This is a genomic window from Agrobacterium leguminum (assembly GCF_015704895.1).
Lineage (GTDB): Bacteria > Pseudomonadota > Alphaproteobacteria > Rhizobiales > Rhizobiaceae > Agrobacterium > Agrobacterium leguminum.
Window position 1 is genome coordinate 346,791 of sequence record NZ_JADQWB010000002.1, and the last position, 16,332, is coordinate 363,122.

Consider the following 16,332-nt stretch of genomic DNA (forward strand, 5'->3'; position numbering starts at 1 on the left):
GCAATGGTCATTGGTTTCGAAACAGGCGATCAGCCGGCCGTCTTGGCGAAACGGGCGAGCAGGTCGTTGCCTTCCTTTTCGATGATCTCGAAAGCAGCCTTCGGCGTAACTTCGCCGGAGAAGATGCGGTTATATTCGCGTTCCATGACGGCGCGGATTTGCGGGTAGAAGCCCAGGCGGTAGCCCTTGGACCATTCGCCGCCTGGCAGCGAGAGCTGCTGGATACCGACTTCCGCGACCGGCTTTTCCTTGTAGAAGCCTTCAGCCTTGGCCTTTTCGTAAGCGGCCTTGGTGATGGCGACGTAACCGGTTGCCTTGTGGTAGAAGACCTGGATTTCCGGCGAGGTCAGGAATTGGAAGAAGTCGGCCACGCACTTGTTTTCGGCTTCAGACTTGCCCGACATTGCAAAGAGCGCAGCGCCGCCGATGAAGGAGTTGGTGCCAGCACCCTTGATGGAGCCCCAGTAGGGAAGGAAGGTTGCCGAGAACGGCATGGTCGCCGTCTTCTGCAGGCCGCCGAAGGAGCCCGAAGAACCGATCCAGAACGCGACCTTGCCTTCTTCGAAGGGCTTCTGGTTGTCGTTCCAGCCAGCGCCGTAATAGGCGAACAGGCCCTTGTCCTTCCAGTCCTTCAGCTTGTCGAACATCATGACGAGGTTCGGGTCGGTGACCTTGAGCTTGGTGTCGGTGACGCTGTCGTAGCCGTTATTGTTGGTGGCGAACTGGATGTTGTTGCGGGAGAAGAAGTTCTCCGTGAACTGCCAGGTGAGCTGCGACTGAACGAGCGGAATGTAGCCGGCTTCTTTCAGCTTCGGCGCAACCTGCTCGAACTCTTCCCAGGTCTTCGGGGCTTCGACGCCGGCCTTCTTCAGGGCTTCGTCGTTGACGTACATGATGGGGGCGGAGGAGTTGAACGGCATGCCGACAAACTTGCCGTCAGCGGCAGCGTAGAAATAACGCACGCCGTTGATGAAGGCGTCGCGGTCGAACTTGTAACCGGCCTTGTTGATAAGGTCTTCGGCAGGAATGACGGCGCCCTTGGCGTTGATGATGGTAGCGGCGCCAGCATCGAAAACCTGGAGGATGTTCGGCTGTTCGCCAGAGCGGAAAGCAGCGATGCCGCTGGCCAGGGCTTCTTCGTAGGAACCCTTGGAAACCGGCGTCAGAGCGCATTCTTTCTGGGCTTCGTTGAACTTCTGGGCGACTTCGTTGATGACTTCGCCATTGCGGCCGCCCATGCCGTGCCACCAGGTGATGTTGGTCGCGGCCATGGAAGACGTCGCCGAAATGCTGACGGCCACTGCGGCCATGGAAATCTTCTTCAACATTACTAAATCCTCTCCACCATTTATTGGGATGAGGATGCGAATAGAGGCGTTCCATGACGCCTCTTTGACAGTTCCATGTCAGATTTATTACAGCAACTGACGAAAATCTCAGTCGGTCATGCGCTTTATGGGCCGAGCGGGATTTCCGACCACCGTCACGCCCGGCGGCACATTGCGCGTCACCACCGAACCGGCGCCGACAATCGCTCCGTCACCGATGGTGATGCCAGCCAGAAGGATTGCTCCGCCGCCGATCCATACATCACGGCCGATCGTGACAGGCTTTGCGATTTCAATGCCTTGCGCACGTGGCACCGGGTCCAGGTGGTGTTCCGCACAATAGATCTGCACCGCAGGCCCGAGCATCGCACCATCGCCTATCGTAATTTTCGCGGAATCGAGAATGGTGCAGCCCGCATTGAGATAGACATTTTTGCCCAGCGTGATGTTGAAACCGTAAGCGCAATGAAACGGCGCTTCGATAAATGCCCCTTCACCAACAGAAGCGAACAGAGCCCGTAGCAAGGGGGCCATTGCCCCGCGCTCATCCGGCGGCATCGTATTGTGCTGGTGGACGGCCCCTCGTGCCCGCCAGCGCAATATATCCAGCTCGGCATCCATGCAGCTGTACCATTCGCCCGCGGCCATTTTTTCCCGCTCGGTGGACATTGTCTCCCTCCCCTCAAAAGGCGTCGATAAAATGCTGCGGCAGGCGTCGCGGCAGGACCGCGACAATATCGAAACGCAGCGAAAACCGCGCGGCATCCTTGCGACGGGCGAGCCATAGATCGGCCGCCGCCCGAATGCGTTGCTGCGAATGGAAACCGACGGCATCGACGGCACCTTCGCCGGACGTTCGCGCCTTGACCTCGACGATGGCGACGAGGTCCTTCTTGCGGGCGATGAGATCGATTTCCCCCAGCCGGGTACGATAACGAATGGCGAGGATGCGATATCCCTTCAGCAGCAGATAAAGTGCCGCCCAATATTCCGCGGCATGGCCGCGTCGCTCGGCCTTGCGCCTTTTATTGCTTTGCCCGTCAGCGGCCATCCGTTTCCTTCATATCCAGCAGCCTTTGATAAAGCTCCTTGCGCGGAAGGCCCGTCAGCTTGGCGGCTTCGCCTGCCGCCTTGGCGGCGGGCATGGTCGCGACGAGATCCTTCAGCAGCTTCTCGACATCCTCAATATCGGGAATCTCATCATAGGAAGGCGGCTCCACCAGAAGCACGATCTCACCCTTCACCACGCGGTCGCCATCGTAATAATCCGCAAGCTCGCCCAACGTGCCGCGCCGGAACTCCTCGAAGGTCTTGGTCAGCTCGCGGCAGACCACAGCGCGGCGATCGCGGCCGAGCACTTCGGCCGCGACCTTGACAGAAGCGCCGATGCGATGCGGTGATTCAAAGAAGATCAACGTGGCCGGGATTTTCGCGAGTTCGGCAAAACGGTCGCGCTTGCCGCGATCCTTCACCGGCAGGAAGCCGGCAAACAGGAAAGCGTCGCTCGGCATTCCCGAACCCACAAGGGCGGCGAGCGGCGCGGATGCCCCCGGCACCGGCACGACACGATGCCCGGCCTCGAGCGCAAGCTGGCCGAGGCGGTAACCGGGATCGGAAACGAGCGGCGTTCCGGCATCCGAGACCAGCGCCACGGATTTTCCCGCCTCAAGCGCCGCGATGAGCTTCGGCCCCGCTTCGTTTGCATTGTGCTCATGATAAGAGAGCGGGCGGGTGCGGATGCCGTAACGTTCGAGCAGGATGCGGGTGACGCGGGTATCCTCGCAGGCGAGAACATCGGCCGAGGCCAGCGTTTCCAGCGCGCGGATGGTGATATCGCCAAGATTGCCGATGGGTGTGGCCACGAGATAAAGCGCCGGCTCCAGCGGCCGCGCCGGAATGGTGGCCGTGCCGATCCTGAAACTCTTTGTCGCATCTCTCAAGTCGCTGTTCGATATTTCTTCCGTCACACGGCTTCCAATCATTCTGGCCGATTGCTCGCGGCCGGTCGCTCTGGTTTCCTCTCTTTATGGGCAATAGAAAACCGGCGAACAAGGTCCACGGACGCCCCCAGCCTGTGGATCATGCTGTATAGCAGCAAAATGACCCGTGGCAGATGCACTCGGCTCTTGCATTTCCTGCAATAACTCTGCCATTTTGCCCGTCCACATTATCCGGCTTTCTGGCCGGTGAAGACTCTTCTTGCCGATCCGGCGGTGGCCGGTTCGCAACGGTTGAAAGCGGTAGCGTCCATGCGTATTACTCTTGAGCGGTCGAACCTTCTGAAATCGCTGAACCACGTCCACCGGGTCGTCGAGCGTCGCAACACGATCCCGATCCTGTCCAACGTCCTGCTGCGCGCCTCCGGCGCCAATCTGGACATGAAGGCGACCGACCTCGATCTCGAAATCACCGAAGCGACGCCAGCCATGGTGGAGCAGGCAGGCGCCACCACCGTGCCGGCGCATCTGCTTTATGAAATCGTGCGCAAGCTGCCGGACGGTTCCGAGGTGCTTCTGGCCACCAATCCGGACGGCTCCTCGATGACGGTTGCCTCCGGCCGTTCGAAATTCTCGCTGCAATGCCTGCCGGAAGGGGACTTCCCCGACCTCACGGCCGGCACCTTCAGCCACACCTTCAAACTGAAGGCGACCGACCTGAAGATGCTGATCGACCGGACGCAATTTGCGATCTCGACCGAAGAAACGCGTTATTACCTGAACGGCATCTTCTTCCATACCATCGAAAGCAATGGCGACCTGAAGCTGCGCGCCGTCGCGACCGATGGCCACCGTCTGGCGCGCGCCGATGTGGATGCGCCTTCCGGTTCCGAAGGCATGCCGGGCATCATCATTCCGCGCAAGACCGTCGGCGAGTTGCAGAAGCTGATGGACAACCCTGAGCTGGAAGTCACCGTCGAAGTCTCGGATGCGAAAATCCGCCTGACCATCGGTTCGGTCGTCCTGACCTCGAAGCTGATCGACGGCACCTTCCCGGATTACCAGCGCGTGATCCCGACCGGCAACGACAAGGAAATGCGCGTCGATTGCCAGACCTTCGCGCAGGCTGTCGACCGCGTCTCGACCATTTCTTCCGAGCGCGGCCGCGCCGTGAAGCTCGCGCTCACCAACGGCCAGTTGACGCTGACCGTCAACAACCCGGATTCGGGAAGTGCTACGGAAGAAGTGGCTGTCGGTTACGACAATGATTCGATGGAAATCGGCTTCAACGCCAAATATCTCCTCGACATCACCTCGCAGCTTTCCGGCGACGACGCGATTTTCCTGCTGGCCGACGCCGGCTCGCCGACGCTCGTTCGCGACACCGCTGGCGACGATGCGCTTTATGTTCTGATGCCGATGCGCGTTTGAAGCGGGAATTTACCGCAAATTTCATCAAAAAAGCCGGTGGAACGCTTCACCGGCTTTTTTTGATTCGGCGACGGTGTATTTCAAACCGTAAGCGAATTTTTCCAGTTACGACATTTTGCCTTGTTTTTGCGCCAAATGGGATCAACATTGCGTAACAGTTTTTTGACAATGACCAAAAGCATCTGAGGGAACTATGGCACTTAACCTGAAGCAACGGCTTGAACAGAAATTTGAAGAAGAAATCCGCTTTTTCAAGGGTATGGTCAGCCAGCCGAAAAAAGTCGGGGCCATTGTGCCGACATCGTCCATCACGGCGAAAAAAATGGCGAGTGTCATCAATCCCCATTCCGGCCTGCCGGTTCTCGAACTCGGCCCGGGCACCGGCGTCATCACCAAGGCCATTCTGGCGCGCGGCATCAAGCCGGAGAACCTGACCGCCATCGAATATTCGACCGATTTCTACAATCAGCTGCTCAGGAGCTATCCGGGCGTCAATTTCGTCAATGGCGACGCCTTCGATCTCGATGCGACGCTTGGCGAACACAAGGGCCAGATGTTCGACAGCGTCGTTTCCGCCGTGCCGATGCTGAATTTCCCCATGGCCGCCCGTATCAAGCTTCTCGACGAATTGCTGAAGCGCGTGCCCCATGGCCGCCCTGTCGTGCAGATATCCTACGGTCCGATTTCCCCTATCGTCGCGCAGCCGCATCTCTACCACATCCGCCATTTCGACTTCATCGTGCGCAATATTCCGCCGGCGCAATTGTGGACCTATACGCGGGCCTGATCTTCGACAGAGTGCCGGAACCCGTCATTTCCCGGTCGTGACGAATGGTTAGGGTGTCGATTTGCCCTTTCCATCGCCCTTGAGGACCGATTGCCATGCATGCGCTCTACATCACCCACCCCCAGGTCAAGATCGATCCGGCTGTTCCCGTTCCCGAATGGGGGCTTTCGGACAGGGGTGCCGAGCGGACGCGCGAGGCAAGCCGCCTGCCCTGGGCACGGTCATTGCGCCGCATCGTTTCCAGCGCCGAGACCAAGGCGATCGAAACCGCCCGCATCCTGGCTGAAACCTCCGGGGCGGAAATGGATATCGTCGAGGCGATGCATGAAAACGACCGGTCCGCCACCGGCTTCCTGCCGCCGCCGGAATTCGAAAAGGCGGCGGACTGGTTCTTCGCCCATCCCGAGGAAAGTTTTCACGGCTGGGAGCGTGCAATCGACGCTCAGACAAGGATCGTCGGGGCGGTCAAAGCGGTTCTTGACCGGCACGACCCGCAGCAGCCGATTGCCTTTGTCGGCCATGGTGGCGTGGGTACGCTTCTGAAATGCCATATCGAAGGCCGCGGCATCAGTCGCAGCAAGGACCAGCCACCCGGCGGCGGCAATCTCTTTCGCTTCCCCATCGCCGAGTTTTCACTTGCAGCCGCGTCCCCCACATGCGACTGGACGGCAATGGAAACATGGCAGGGATAAGACAATGACCGCGCGCGAAAAACTCATCGTCGGGCTGGATGTTCCGACTGTGCAGCAGGCCGAAGACATCGTGTCGAAAATCGGCGACGAGGTTCTGTTCTACAAGATCGGTTATCAGTTGGTCTTTGCCGGCGGTCTCGAATTTGCGCGCGACCTTGTCCAGAGCGGCAAGAAGGTCTTTCTCGATATGAAACTGCTCGATATCGACAACACCGTCGCCTCCGGTGTCGAAAACATCGCCCGCATGGGCATGTCGATGCTGACGCTGCATGCCTATCCCAAAGCGATGCGCGCTGCCGTCAAGGCCGCCGAAGGCTCCGGTCTCTGCCTGCTGGGTGTCACCGTGCTGACCTCGATGGACGACGTCGATCTCGCCGAGGCGGGTTATGCCTCTGACGCCCGTTCGCTGGTGCTGCGCCGGGCGGAGCAGGCACGCGAGGCGGGCATGGGCGGCATCGTCTGTTCGGCGGAAGAAGCGACCGCCGTGCGCGAAATCCTCGGTCCGGACCTTGCCGTCGTCACCCCCGGCATTCGCCCGGCTGGTGCGGATCTGGGCGATCAGAAGCGGGTGATGACACCCTACGACGCCATCAAGGCCGGGTCGAGCCATCTGGTCGTCGCCCGCCCGATCGTCAGGGCGGAAGACCCGAAAGCGGCGGCCCGCGCCATTCTTGACGACATGCTGCGCGCCAGCTTTCCGGCCAATCAGTAACGACAATCGGAGGAGATGAAATGGCAAAGGGATATTGGATCGCCCGCGTCGATGTGCGCGATAGTGAGCGTTACAAGGACTATGTCACGACGGCTAAGCCCGCTTTCGAGCGGTTCGGCGCCAATTTCCTGGCCCGTGGCGGCGCGCTGACCGAGCTGGAGGGCAAGGCGCGTGCACGCAATGTCGTTATCGAGTTCCCGTCGGTGCAGCACGCCATAGACTGCTATAATTCTCCCGAATATCAAGCAGCCGCTAAAATCCGCCAGGAAGTTGCGGATGCGGAGATGATGATCGTCGAAGGAATTTGACGACCGTCAACCGCATTTCCCGAACCGGCTTTTAGCCTCGCGACAACATCTCTTCACGCGCGCGCGGCTTTGGGCTAAGAGACTGAAAAACGCTTTATCGACAACTTCTGAGGAGCCTCCCATGACCTTGGCCAACCTTCCACCCCTCGTCACCGTTTTTGGCGGTTCGGGTTTTGTCGGGCGGCATGTCGTGCGGATACTTGCGAAGCGCGGTTATCGCATCCGCGTCGCCGTGCGCCGCCCGGATCTCGCCGGTTTTCTGCAGCCGCTCGGCAATGTCGGCCAGATTTCCTTCGCCCAGGCGAACCTGCGTTATCGCGATTCCATCGTCAAAGCCGTGGAAGACGCCGACCATGTGGTCAATTGCGTCGGCATCCTGACCGAAAGCGGTCGCAACACCTTTGACGCCGTACAGGAATTCGGCGCGAAAGCCATTGCCGAGGCGGCCCGCAACGCGGGTGCGACGCTGACGCATATCTCCGCCATCGGCGCGGATGCCAATTCGCCGACCGGCTATGGCCGCACCAAGGGCCGCGCCGAGGCCGCCATCCATTCCATTCTGCCTGACGCCGTGATCCTGCGCCCGTCGATCATTTTTGGACCGGAAGACGATTTCTTCAACAAGTTCGCAAAGATGGCCCGCGGCATGCCGTTCCTGCCGCTGATCGGCGGCGGAAAAACCAGGTTCCAGCCGGTCTATGTCGAGGATGTCGCGGAAGCCGTCGCCCTTGGCGTCGATGGCAAGCTGAAGCCCGGCGCTATCTACGAACTCGGCGGTCAGGATGTCATGACGTTCCGTGACTGTCTCGAGGCGGTTCTTGCCGCGACCTATCGGGAGCGTCCCTTCGTCAACCTGCCCTTCGGCGTCGCGTCGATGATTGGCAAGATCGCTTCAATGGTGCCGCTGATTACACCGCCGCTGACACCCGATCAGGTGACCATGCTGAAAAAGGACAATGTCGTTTCCACTGACGCCGAAAAGAACGGCCTGACGCTGGAAGGCATCGGCATCACCCCCGTTCGCGTCGCGTCGATTCTGCCTTCCTACATGGTGCAATATCGCCCGCACGGCCAGTTCTCCAATGCCGGAAAAGCGGCCTGAAGCCCATCTTCAGCCTCATCGATCATAAACGAAAGCGGGAGCCATTCCCGCTTTTTGTTTTTGCGCAATTCAATTGCAACCAAACCGCTATTCGTGCATTTTCCCCTCAACTGCAGGGGAGGTATTGAATGAACCAGGGCTGTTTTGCAAAGCCGGGTAAAAGTTAACGGCGGTTGGGCCTCCACAGGCAAGCGTGGCACAAGCGCAACTGTGGAAAAGACTTCGTATTAACCCGGTATTCAACAAGCTGCTTTATTGATATTCGCCACATTCCAAACATATCCCGACCACTCAATTCACACACGGCGGCATGATCCGCGCGAACGAACGTCTGAAAGGCAATCATAAAATGGGCAGATCTATCGCACTCTTTTTTGCGTGTGCGGCTTTGGTGGTTCTGGCGGGTTCTTTCATGGCGCCGGGAACGGTTGCAGCGGGTAAGAGCGGTTGCGCTCCCGCCTATGGCGTCGACCCCTGTGCAACGGCTTCGATCAGCACCAACTGATCGGCCTTTAAAAGTTTCAAAGAAAAAGCGCCGCCGGTTCTCCGGGGGCGCTTTTTCTTTTTCTGTTCGTTCGTCGCGAACGGAGATTATTCCCGCCCCTGGTTCAACCCAGAACCAGAAGCGCGATCAGTCCCAGCGAACCGATGGCGATGCGCCACCAGGCGAAGGGTGCAAAGCCCCGCCGTGACACGAAATCCAGCAGGGAGCGAACGACGAAGAGGCCGGAGACGAAAGCGGCGATGAAACCCACGGCGATCAGCGCACCGTCATCGAAGCTCAGCGCATCACGGTTCTTGTAAAGATCGAGCGTGAAAGCGCCAAGCATGGTCGGCATCGCCAGGAAGAACGAAAATTCAGCGGCGGAGCGCTTGTCCGTTCCCATCAGCAGCGACCCGACGATTGTAGCGCCGGACCGCGACGTGCCGGGAATCATCGCAAGGCACTGGAAGAGGCCGATCTTGAAGGCGAGCGACGGCGGATAATCCATGATGTCGGTATATTTCGGTTTCAGCGGCATGCGGTCGACGCCGAGCAGAATGACGCCGCCGATGATCAGCACCACGCAGATAAGCATCGGCGTTTCAAACAGCACGGTCTTGATGAAGTCATGCGCCAAAGCGCCGATTATCGCCGCCGGCAGGAAAGCGAGAGCAACGGCCAGCACGAAGCGGCGCGCTTTCGCGCTTGTCGGCAGAGCGAGTGCAATCGACACAAGCTTTTGAAAATAAACAAGAAGGATCGCAAGGATCGCACCAAGCTGAATAAGAACGGCAAAGGTGTTGCCGGGTGATTTAAAGCCGAGGAAATGCCCGGCCAGCAGCACGTGCGCCGTTGAGGAGACGGGAATGAACTCCGTCAGACCCTCGATAATGCCCAGCAGAAGCGCGCTGATGATCGATTGGTCACCCATGAGGTATCCTTCTTTTCAGGGGGAAAGTGGCAATGGAAGGCAATTGCGTTAAACTTGTTTTAAAGTAGCCAAGCTCTTATAGCGTCTTGATGAAGCGAAACTGAAAAAGTTTTTCGGCAAATGCCGATCATGACAACCAATCGTAAAAATTGAGTACCGATGCCAACTCTCTATCACTCTCCGATGTCGACCGCATCCCGGTTCGTTCGTCTGATCCTCGCGGAATACGGGTTCCAGACCGATCTCGTGGAAGAGCAGCCGTGGGAAAGACGGCGGGAGTTTCTGGCGCTCAATCCGGCCGGCACCCTGCCGGTCTATCTGGACGACAATATGCGCTCGCTGAGCGGGCCTTATGTGCTTGCGGAATTTCTCGATGAAACGCACGGGGTTCTGAAGCGCGACCGTCGGCTTCTTGCCGAAGATCCCTTTCAGCGCGCGGAAATCCGCCGCCTGACGGAATGGTTTCTGCAGAAGATGGAAAACGACGTGACCCGGCCGCTGGTGCGGGAACGGGTCTATAAATTGCAGATGACGGCAGCGCAGGGTGGCGGACCGCCGGATTCCAAGCTGCTGCGCACCGCCCGCAACAACATTCGCCAGCACATCAAATATCTGGAATGGCTGGCCGGTTCGCGCACCTGGCTCGCCGGCGACCGGTTGAGCTATGCCGATCTTGCCGCGGCTGCCGCGGTCTCGGTGCTGGATTATCTCGGTGAGATCAACTGGCTCGAAGCGCCGATTGCCAAGGAATGGTATCAGCGGGTGAAATCCCGGCCTTCCTTCCGGCCGTTCCTCAGCGAACGCATTCCGCGCCTTGCCCCTTCCTCCCACTACGCCGATCTGGACTTTTAAGGTCTGGCCTCCCGGTCGTTTGCTGTGGCCTGCGGCTGTATCTAAAACATGTCGTTGTCCCGAAACCGCTGCACACTTTCGGGCGACATGCATTATATATGCCGCAGAATAACCCGCGGGAGAGACGACCATCGACGTCGCGAGCGAAAAGCAGCGAATACGCGCGCATAAACTGACGGACTTCGTTCGTCAGGAAGCGCTTTCGCTCGGCTTCGATCTGTGTCGCATCACCGCGCCGGACAGCATTCCGCTCGCACCCGAACGGCTGAGACAGTTTCTCGACAATGGCTATCACGGCACGATGGCGTGGATGGAGGAAACCGAGGCCCGCCGGGCAGAGCCGAAAACGCTCTGGGGAGACGTGCGCTCCATCGTCATGTTCGGGTTGAACTACGGCCCCGAGGAAGACCCACGCAGCCTGCTCTCCAAACCCGACAAGGCTGCCATTTCGGTCTATGCCCGCAATCGCGATTATCACGACATCATCAAGGGGCGGCTGAAGGAAATCGCCACCCGTTTTGCCGCGCGCGCCGGCGAGGATGTGAAGGTCTTTGTCGATACCGCACCGGTAATGGAAAAACCGCTTGCCGCCGCCGCCGGTCTCGGCTGGCAGGGCAAGCACACCAACCTCGTCAGCCGCACCCATGGTTCGTGGCTGTTTCTCGGCAGCATGTTCACCACGGCCGAACTCTGTCTTGACGAGGCTGAGAGGGACCATTGCGGCTCCTGCCGCGCCTGTCTCGATGCCTGTCCGACGGCCGCTTTCCCCGCGCCCTATCAACTGGATGCGCGTCGCTGCATTTCCTATCTCACCATCGAGCACAAGGGGCCGATTCCGCACGAGTTCCGGCCGATGATCGGCAATCGCATCTATGGCTGCGACGACTGCCTTGCCGCCTGTCCATGGAACAAGTTCGCGGCCAGCGCCTCCGAGATGAAATTGCAGGCGCGCGAGGATCTGAAGGAACCTTCCATCGCCTTCCTGCTCACGCTCGATGACGCCGCCTTTCGCGGTTTCTTCAGCGGCTCGCCCGTCAAGCGCATCGGCCGCAATCGCTTCATCCGCAACGTGCTGATCGCGGCGGGCAACTCCGCAGACCGGCAATTCGTGGAACGATGCAAGGCGCTTGCCGAAACCGACCCTTCGCCCGAAGTACGCGGCATGGCCGCATGGGCTTTGTCACGGCTTATGGACAGGGACGAATTCCGTACATACTCTGCCGGTCGCGCGCCGGAGCCTGATCCGGAGGCGGAAATGGAATGGCAACTGGCAGAGGCGTGACGCATGCATGTGATGATTTTCGGCGCGGGATATTCGGGCAAAGCCATCGCTAAAGCGCTGAGAACCGAAGCAGCGAGCGTTTCCGGCACCACACGCAGCCAGGACAAGTTCCCAAACCTCGCCGCCGCAGGCATGACGCCGTTCCTCTTCGACGGCGTTCAGCTCAGTGACGCGCTCGTCACCGCAATAGGCAATATCACGCATCTCGTACAATCCGTCGCGCCGGGCAAGGATGGCGATCCGCTGCTTGCGCTTCTGGGCGGCGATCTGAAAAAGCTCATGCCCAATCTGAAATGGGTCGCTTATCTTTCCACCGTCGGCGTTTATGGCGACCATGGCGGCGCCTGGGTGGACGAGACAACGCCCTGCCGCCCGGTCTCCGCGCGATCCGTGGAACGGGTGGCTGCGGAAACCGCCTGGACTGCGGCAGCGGAAAAGGCGGATGTGCCGCTTTCCATCCTGCGTCTGTCCGGAATTTACGGCCCCGGACGCAATGCCTTCATGAATTTCGAGAAGGGAACGGCACGGCGGCTGGTCAAGAAAGATCAGGTGTTCAATCGCATTCGGGTCGAGGATATCGGCGCCGCACTTGCCTTTCTGGCACGGAAAAACGAACGCGGCATCTTCAACGTGACCGACGACGAACCCTGCCCGCCGCAGGATGTGGTGAGCTTCGCAGCAGCGCTGATGGGTGCGGAACCGCCACCCGAGCAGGCCTTCGAGACCGCCGATCTGACACCGATGGCGCGCTCTTTTTATGGCGAGAACAAGCGCGTTTCCAACGCCAGAATACGCGATCTCGGCTTCGATTTCCGCTTTCCGGAGTACAGGTTCTCCCTCAGACAATTGTGGGAAAACGGCCTCTGGCGAGGCTGAAGAACCCCACCCTGAAAAGCGATGAAAAATCCTTCCAATCCCGCTTTTGCGGATGGTTTTCGTCTTATTTCAGCCAATTAGGATTTTATTAACCATCCAAAAATCACTAAAATCGTAGTCATTAGAAAAATATTTCACTCACATTTCGTGAACTGGATTCACGAAGCCGTGACCTGCAACAGCATTTCCGTTATCCATTGATTCTGCGTTATTTTTTCCATCTTTTGGCCAGGATGTCCTGCCGACAGCTTTCCGGCTAACGATCACGAATATTACAGACTGTAACAGTTCGTGATTTGAGGTCAGCTTTTTTTCGCCATTTTTCCCTCGCCCTACAATCTCGCATCAAAAGGCGTTCAGGCCAGTTCATGGCCGTTTAGCAAGGGCACAATCAATCGGCGCGGGGCCGATTTTCAGGGAAGCACAGTTTGTTGAATATCCGTCGTATAACTTTCACCGCTGCAACTATCGCCGCCTGTTCCATCATTGCGCCTCTTCAGGCGAATGCGGCAAATGGTTGTGGAGGCGCATCGTGGTATGCGTTGACCTCCAAGACTGCTTCGGGCGAGCGCATGAACGCCGCCAACCTGACCGCCGCCCACCGCTCGCTGCGGTTCGGCACCAAGGTCAAGGTGACCAATGCGCGCAATGGCAAGGCCGTTGTGGTGCGCATCAATGACCGTGGGCCGTTCATCAAGGGCCGCGTTCTCGATCTTTCCAAGGCAGCCGCCAAGAACATCGGCATGATCAACTCCGGCACCGCCAAGGTCTGCTACGAGATCGTCAAGGCCGATTGAGCCTTGCCCTCGCCGCCATTCGCGTCTACCAACCGGGCTTAGCACAAGAACGAGGTAGACAATGCGTTTAGGCGGGCGTTTGGCCGGAGCAATCGAAGTATTAGCGGATATTGAGGGACGCAGGCGTCCCGTCGCCGATGCTCTGAAAGATTGGGGCCTTGCCCATCGTTTCGCCGGTTCCGGCGACAGGGCTGCAATCGGCAACATCGTCTATGACGCGCTGCGCATGAAACTGTCGCACGCCTGGCTGATGGATGACGACAGCGCCGCCTCGCTTGGTTATGCCGTGCTGCTGCGCCAATGGGGCAAAAGCTTTTCGGACCTTTCGGCGGAATTCGACGGCGACAAATTCGCCCCCGCCGCACCGGATGAACAAAGGCAGCAGGCCTTTCTCTCCCGTTCCCTCAGCGATGCACCGGCCCATATTCAGGGCGACATACCCGAATGGGTGCAATCCTCCTTTGAAACCGCCTTTGGAGAGCGGTGGCTTGCCGAGGCTCAGGCGTTGAATGAGCGACCCACGCTTGATCTGCGCGCCAACACCTTGAAAGCGACGCGCGACAAGGTGCTGAAGGCTTTGGAGGAAAGCGGCGCGGAAGCCACACATATCGCCCGGCAGGGCGTGCGTATTCCCGCCGGCGAAGGTCCTTCCCGCCTGCCGAACGTCACTGCCGAACTGTCCTTCCAGAAGGGCTGGTTCGAAGTGCAGGACGAGGGCTCCCAGATTGTTGCCGATCTTGCCGGCGCGCATGAAGGCGAACAGATCCTCGATTATTGCGCGGGCGGCGGCGGCAAGACGCTGGCCATGGCGGCCAGCATGAACAATAAGGGCCAGGTCCACGCCTTCGACGCCGACCGCAAGCGCCTTGCGCCGATCATCGAACGGCTGAAGCGGGCTGGCACGCGCAATGTGCAGGTACACGACCGCGCTTCCGGCCTGACGCCGTTTCAGGAAAAATTCGACCGCGTTCTGGTGGACGCGCCCTGCACCGGCACCGGGACATGGCGTCGCCGGCCCGACACCAAATGGCGGCTGACGGCCCGCAATCTGGAAGAGCGCGTGCAGCAGCAGGGCGAGGCGCTTTCGCAGGCCAAGGGGTTCGTACGCCCGGGCGGAGAACTGCTTTATGTCACCTGTTCGGTTCTGCCCGAAGAAAACGAACAGCAGGTAAGGCGTTTCTGCGCGGAAAATCCGGAATTTTCCATCGGCTCCGCACTGGAACGCTGGCAGACGACTTTCGGCGGCAACGCGAATAAACCGCATTCTTCCGACGGCAAGACAGTGACGCTGACGCCTGCAACCACAGATACGGATGGCTTCTTCTTCTGCTTGATGAAACGCAAAGCATAACACCGTCTTTGCAAGCACTGATTTTACTTGGGAAACAACACCAGGTCTTGTTTCAAAGCATTCTAAACTAGAATGTTTGACACAAGTTTGTGATTGGGTCAGAACTCGCTTGCCGCGGCGCGAAGTCATTTCGCGCCTGCCGAAGGAGAGGGATCATGATCCGCAAAACCATTCTCAGCGCTTCTTTTGCGCTTCTTGCCGCATCTGCGGCTTTCACCGCGCTTCCCGCCCGGGCCGCCACCGACGCGGCCGCCGTCGTCAAGCATTATGCCGATGTCGCGCATGCGAAATATGAGGATTCGCTGACCACGGCGAAGGCGCTGGACAAGGCCATCGATGCGCTGATCGCAACGCCGAGCGAAGAAACCCTGAAGGCCGCCCGGGAAGCATGGATCAAGGCCCGCGTTCCCTATCAGCAGTCGGAAGTCTACCGTTTCGGCAACCCGATCGTCGACGATTGGGAAGGCAAGGTGAATGCCTGGCCGCTGGATGAAGGCCTGATCGACTATGTCGACGGTTCTTACGGCACGGAAAGCGACGAGAACGAGCTTTACGTTGCCAACATCATCGCCAATCCGAAGATCAAGATCAGCGGTGAAGAGGTCGACGCCTCCAAGATCACCCCCGAGCTGATCGAAAGTCTGCACGAGGCGGGCGATGTCGAAGCCAATGTGACGACCGGTTACCACGCCATCGAATTCCTGCTCTGGGGTCAGGATCTGAACGGCACCGGACCGGGCGCAGGCAACCGCCCCTACACCGATTACGACAAGGCGAAATGCACGAACGGCAATTGCGACCGCCGCGCTGACTACCTGAAATCCGCCTCGACCCTGCTGGTCAAGGATCTTCAGGAGATGGTGGATGCCTGGGCGCCGGAAGGCGAAGCCACGAAAACGGTGGAAGCCGATCCGAAAGCGGGCCTGACCGCCATTCTCACTGGCATGGGTTCGCTCTCCTATGGTGAGCTGGCGGGTGAGCGCATGAAGCTCGGCCTTCTGCTGCACGATCCGGAAGAGGAACATGATTGCTTCTCCGACAACACCTACAATTCGCATCTTTACGACGCGATCGGCATCGCCTCGGCCTATACCGGCGACTATACCCGCGTGGACGGAACGAAGATGACGGGCGCCTCGCTGTCGGAACTGGTCGGCGCCAAGGACAAGGCGCTGAACGACGAGATGCTGGCGAAGCTGAACAAGACGCTCGACGCCATGCATGCGATGGAAAAGCGCGCGCAGACCGTCGAGGCCTATGACCAGATGATCGGCGAAGGCAACAAGGAAGGCAACGCCGTGGTTCAGACGGCCATAGACGGCCTTCTCGACCAGACAAAGACTGTCGAACGCGTCATCGCGGCGCTCGATCTCGGCAAGATCGAGCTTGAAGGCTCCGACAGCCTCGACAATCCGAACGCCGTCTTCAAATAAGCGGTAAAACGGGCCGCAGATCGCTGCGG

Annotated in this window: 16 protein-coding genes and 2 pseudogenes; 12 read left to right on the plus strand and 6 right to left on the minus strand. The window is 59.1% G+C overall.

Annotated features, from left to right (window positions below; genetic code table 11):
• Positions 1-29: 29 nt before the first annotated feature.
• From I3J13_RS04580 to rsmI, 5 genes and pseudogenes are all read right to left on the minus strand, one after another.
• Positions 30-1,328 carry an extracellular solute-binding protein gene (locus I3J13_RS04580; RefSeq protein WP_020809799.1) on the minus strand — a complete coding sequence of 433 codons (1,299 nt, stop codon included), beginning with the start codon at positions 1,326-1,328 and terminating at the stop codon, positions 30-32.
• A gap of 120 nt (positions 1,329-1,448) precedes the next feature.
• Positions 1,449-1,613: pseudogene (locus I3J13_RS26035) on the minus strand (DapH/DapD/GlmU-related protein); the annotation flags it as partial.
• Between the two features lie 222 nt (positions 1,614-1,835).
• A pseudogene (locus I3J13_RS26040) lies at positions 1,836-2,093 on the minus strand (maltose acetyltransferase domain-containing protein); the annotation flags it as partial.
• The gene (locus tag I3J13_RS04590) at positions 2,011-2,379 is read right to left on the minus strand and encodes a YraN family protein (RefSeq protein WP_196378112.1); all 369 of its coding nucleotides are present in this window, start codon (positions 2,377-2,379) and stop codon (positions 2,011-2,013) included. The pseudogene I3J13_RS26040 and the gene I3J13_RS04590, both read right to left, overlap by 83 nt.
• Positions 2,369-3,310: a 16S rRNA (cytidine(1402)-2'-O)-methyltransferase gene (gene rsmI / locus I3J13_RS04595; protein WP_196378113.1), complete on the minus strand. Its 942-nt coding sequence runs from the start codon at positions 3,308-3,310 to the stop codon at positions 2,369-2,371. Before rsmI ends, I3J13_RS04590 begins: the two co-directional genes overlap by 11 nt.
• Before the next feature lie 267 nt (positions 3,311-3,577).
• On the opposite strand from rsmI, the gene dnaN reads away from it, so the two are divergent.
• The 6 genes from dnaN (at position 3,578) to I3J13_RS04625 (ending at position 8,297) form a co-directional block, all read left to right on the plus strand.
• Entirely contained in the window at positions 3,578-4,696 is a 1,119-nt protein-coding gene (gene dnaN, locus I3J13_RS04600; protein WP_065654600.1) for a DNA polymerase III subunit beta, read from the plus strand.
• A 193-nt stretch (positions 4,697-4,889) separates the two neighbouring features.
• Entirely contained in the window at positions 4,890-5,483 is a 594-nt protein-coding gene (gene pmtA, locus I3J13_RS04605; RefSeq protein ID WP_003520115.1) for a phospholipid N-methyltransferase PmtA, read from the plus strand.
• A 95-nt stretch (positions 5,484-5,578) separates the two neighbouring features.
• Positions 5,579-6,175, plus strand: a complete 597-nt coding sequence (locus tag I3J13_RS04610) for a histidine phosphatase family protein (protein WP_196378114.1) — start codon at positions 5,579-5,581, stop codon at positions 6,173-6,175.
• A 4-nt stretch (positions 6,176-6,179) separates the two neighbouring features.
• On the plus strand, positions 6,180-6,887 hold the full coding sequence (gene pyrF, locus I3J13_RS04615; protein ID WP_196378115.1) for an orotidine-5'-phosphate decarboxylase: 708 nt from the start codon (positions 6,180-6,182) through the stop codon (positions 6,885-6,887).
• Between the two features lie 20 nt (positions 6,888-6,907).
• Positions 6,908-7,195 (plus strand): DUF1330 domain-containing protein, encoded by a 288-nt coding sequence (locus I3J13_RS04620; protein ID WP_003520118.1) that lies wholly within the window; start codon positions 6,908-6,910, stop codon positions 7,193-7,195.
• A gap of 121 nt (positions 7,196-7,316) precedes the next feature.
• Entirely contained in the window at positions 7,317-8,297 is a 981-nt protein-coding gene (locus tag I3J13_RS04625; RefSeq protein ID WP_196378116.1) for a complex I NDUFA9 subunit family protein, read from the plus strand.
• Between the two features lie 608 nt (positions 8,298-8,905).
• Here the strand turns inward: I3J13_RS04625 and I3J13_RS04630 are convergent.
• Entirely contained in the window at positions 8,906-9,712 is an 807-nt protein-coding gene (locus I3J13_RS04630) for an undecaprenyl-diphosphate phosphatase (protein WP_080852772.1), read from the minus strand.
• A gap of 159 nt (positions 9,713-9,871) precedes the next feature.
• On the opposite strand from I3J13_RS04630, the gene I3J13_RS04635 reads away from it, so the two are divergent.
• The 6 genes from I3J13_RS04635 to I3J13_RS04660 all read left to right on the plus strand — a co-directional run bounded on the left by I3J13_RS04635 (position 9,872) and on the right by I3J13_RS04660 (position 16,303).
• Positions 9,872-10,564 (plus strand): glutathione S-transferase family protein, encoded by a 693-nt coding sequence (locus I3J13_RS04635; RefSeq protein ID WP_003520121.1) that lies wholly within the window; start codon positions 9,872-9,874, stop codon positions 10,562-10,564.
• 130 nt (positions 10,565-10,694) lie between these two features.
• Entirely contained in the window at positions 10,695-11,846 is a 1,152-nt protein-coding gene (queG, locus tag I3J13_RS04640; protein ID WP_196378236.1) for a tRNA epoxyqueuosine(34) reductase QueG, read from the plus strand.
• Positions 11,847-11,849: 3 nt separating this feature from the next.
• Entirely contained in the window at positions 11,850-12,722 is an 873-nt protein-coding gene (locus tag I3J13_RS04645; RefSeq protein WP_196378117.1) for an SDR family oxidoreductase, read from the plus strand.
• Between the two features lie 428 nt (positions 12,723-13,150).
• Positions 13,151-13,519: a septal ring lytic transglycosylase RlpA family protein gene (locus I3J13_RS04650; protein ID WP_003503862.1), complete on the plus strand. Its 369-nt coding sequence runs from the start codon at positions 13,151-13,153 to the stop codon at positions 13,517-13,519.
• A 61-nt stretch (positions 13,520-13,580) separates the two neighbouring features.
• Positions 13,581-14,870 (plus strand): RsmB/NOP family class I SAM-dependent RNA methyltransferase, encoded by a 1,290-nt coding sequence (locus I3J13_RS04655; RefSeq protein WP_196378118.1) that lies wholly within the window; start codon positions 13,581-13,583, stop codon positions 14,868-14,870.
• Between the two features lie 155 nt (positions 14,871-15,025).
• Complete coding sequence (locus I3J13_RS04660) at positions 15,026-16,303, plus strand: imelysin family protein (RefSeq protein WP_196378119.1); 1,278 nt, start codon at positions 15,026-15,028, stop codon at positions 16,301-16,303.
• The last annotated feature ends 29 nt before the right edge of the window (positions 16,304-16,332 follow it).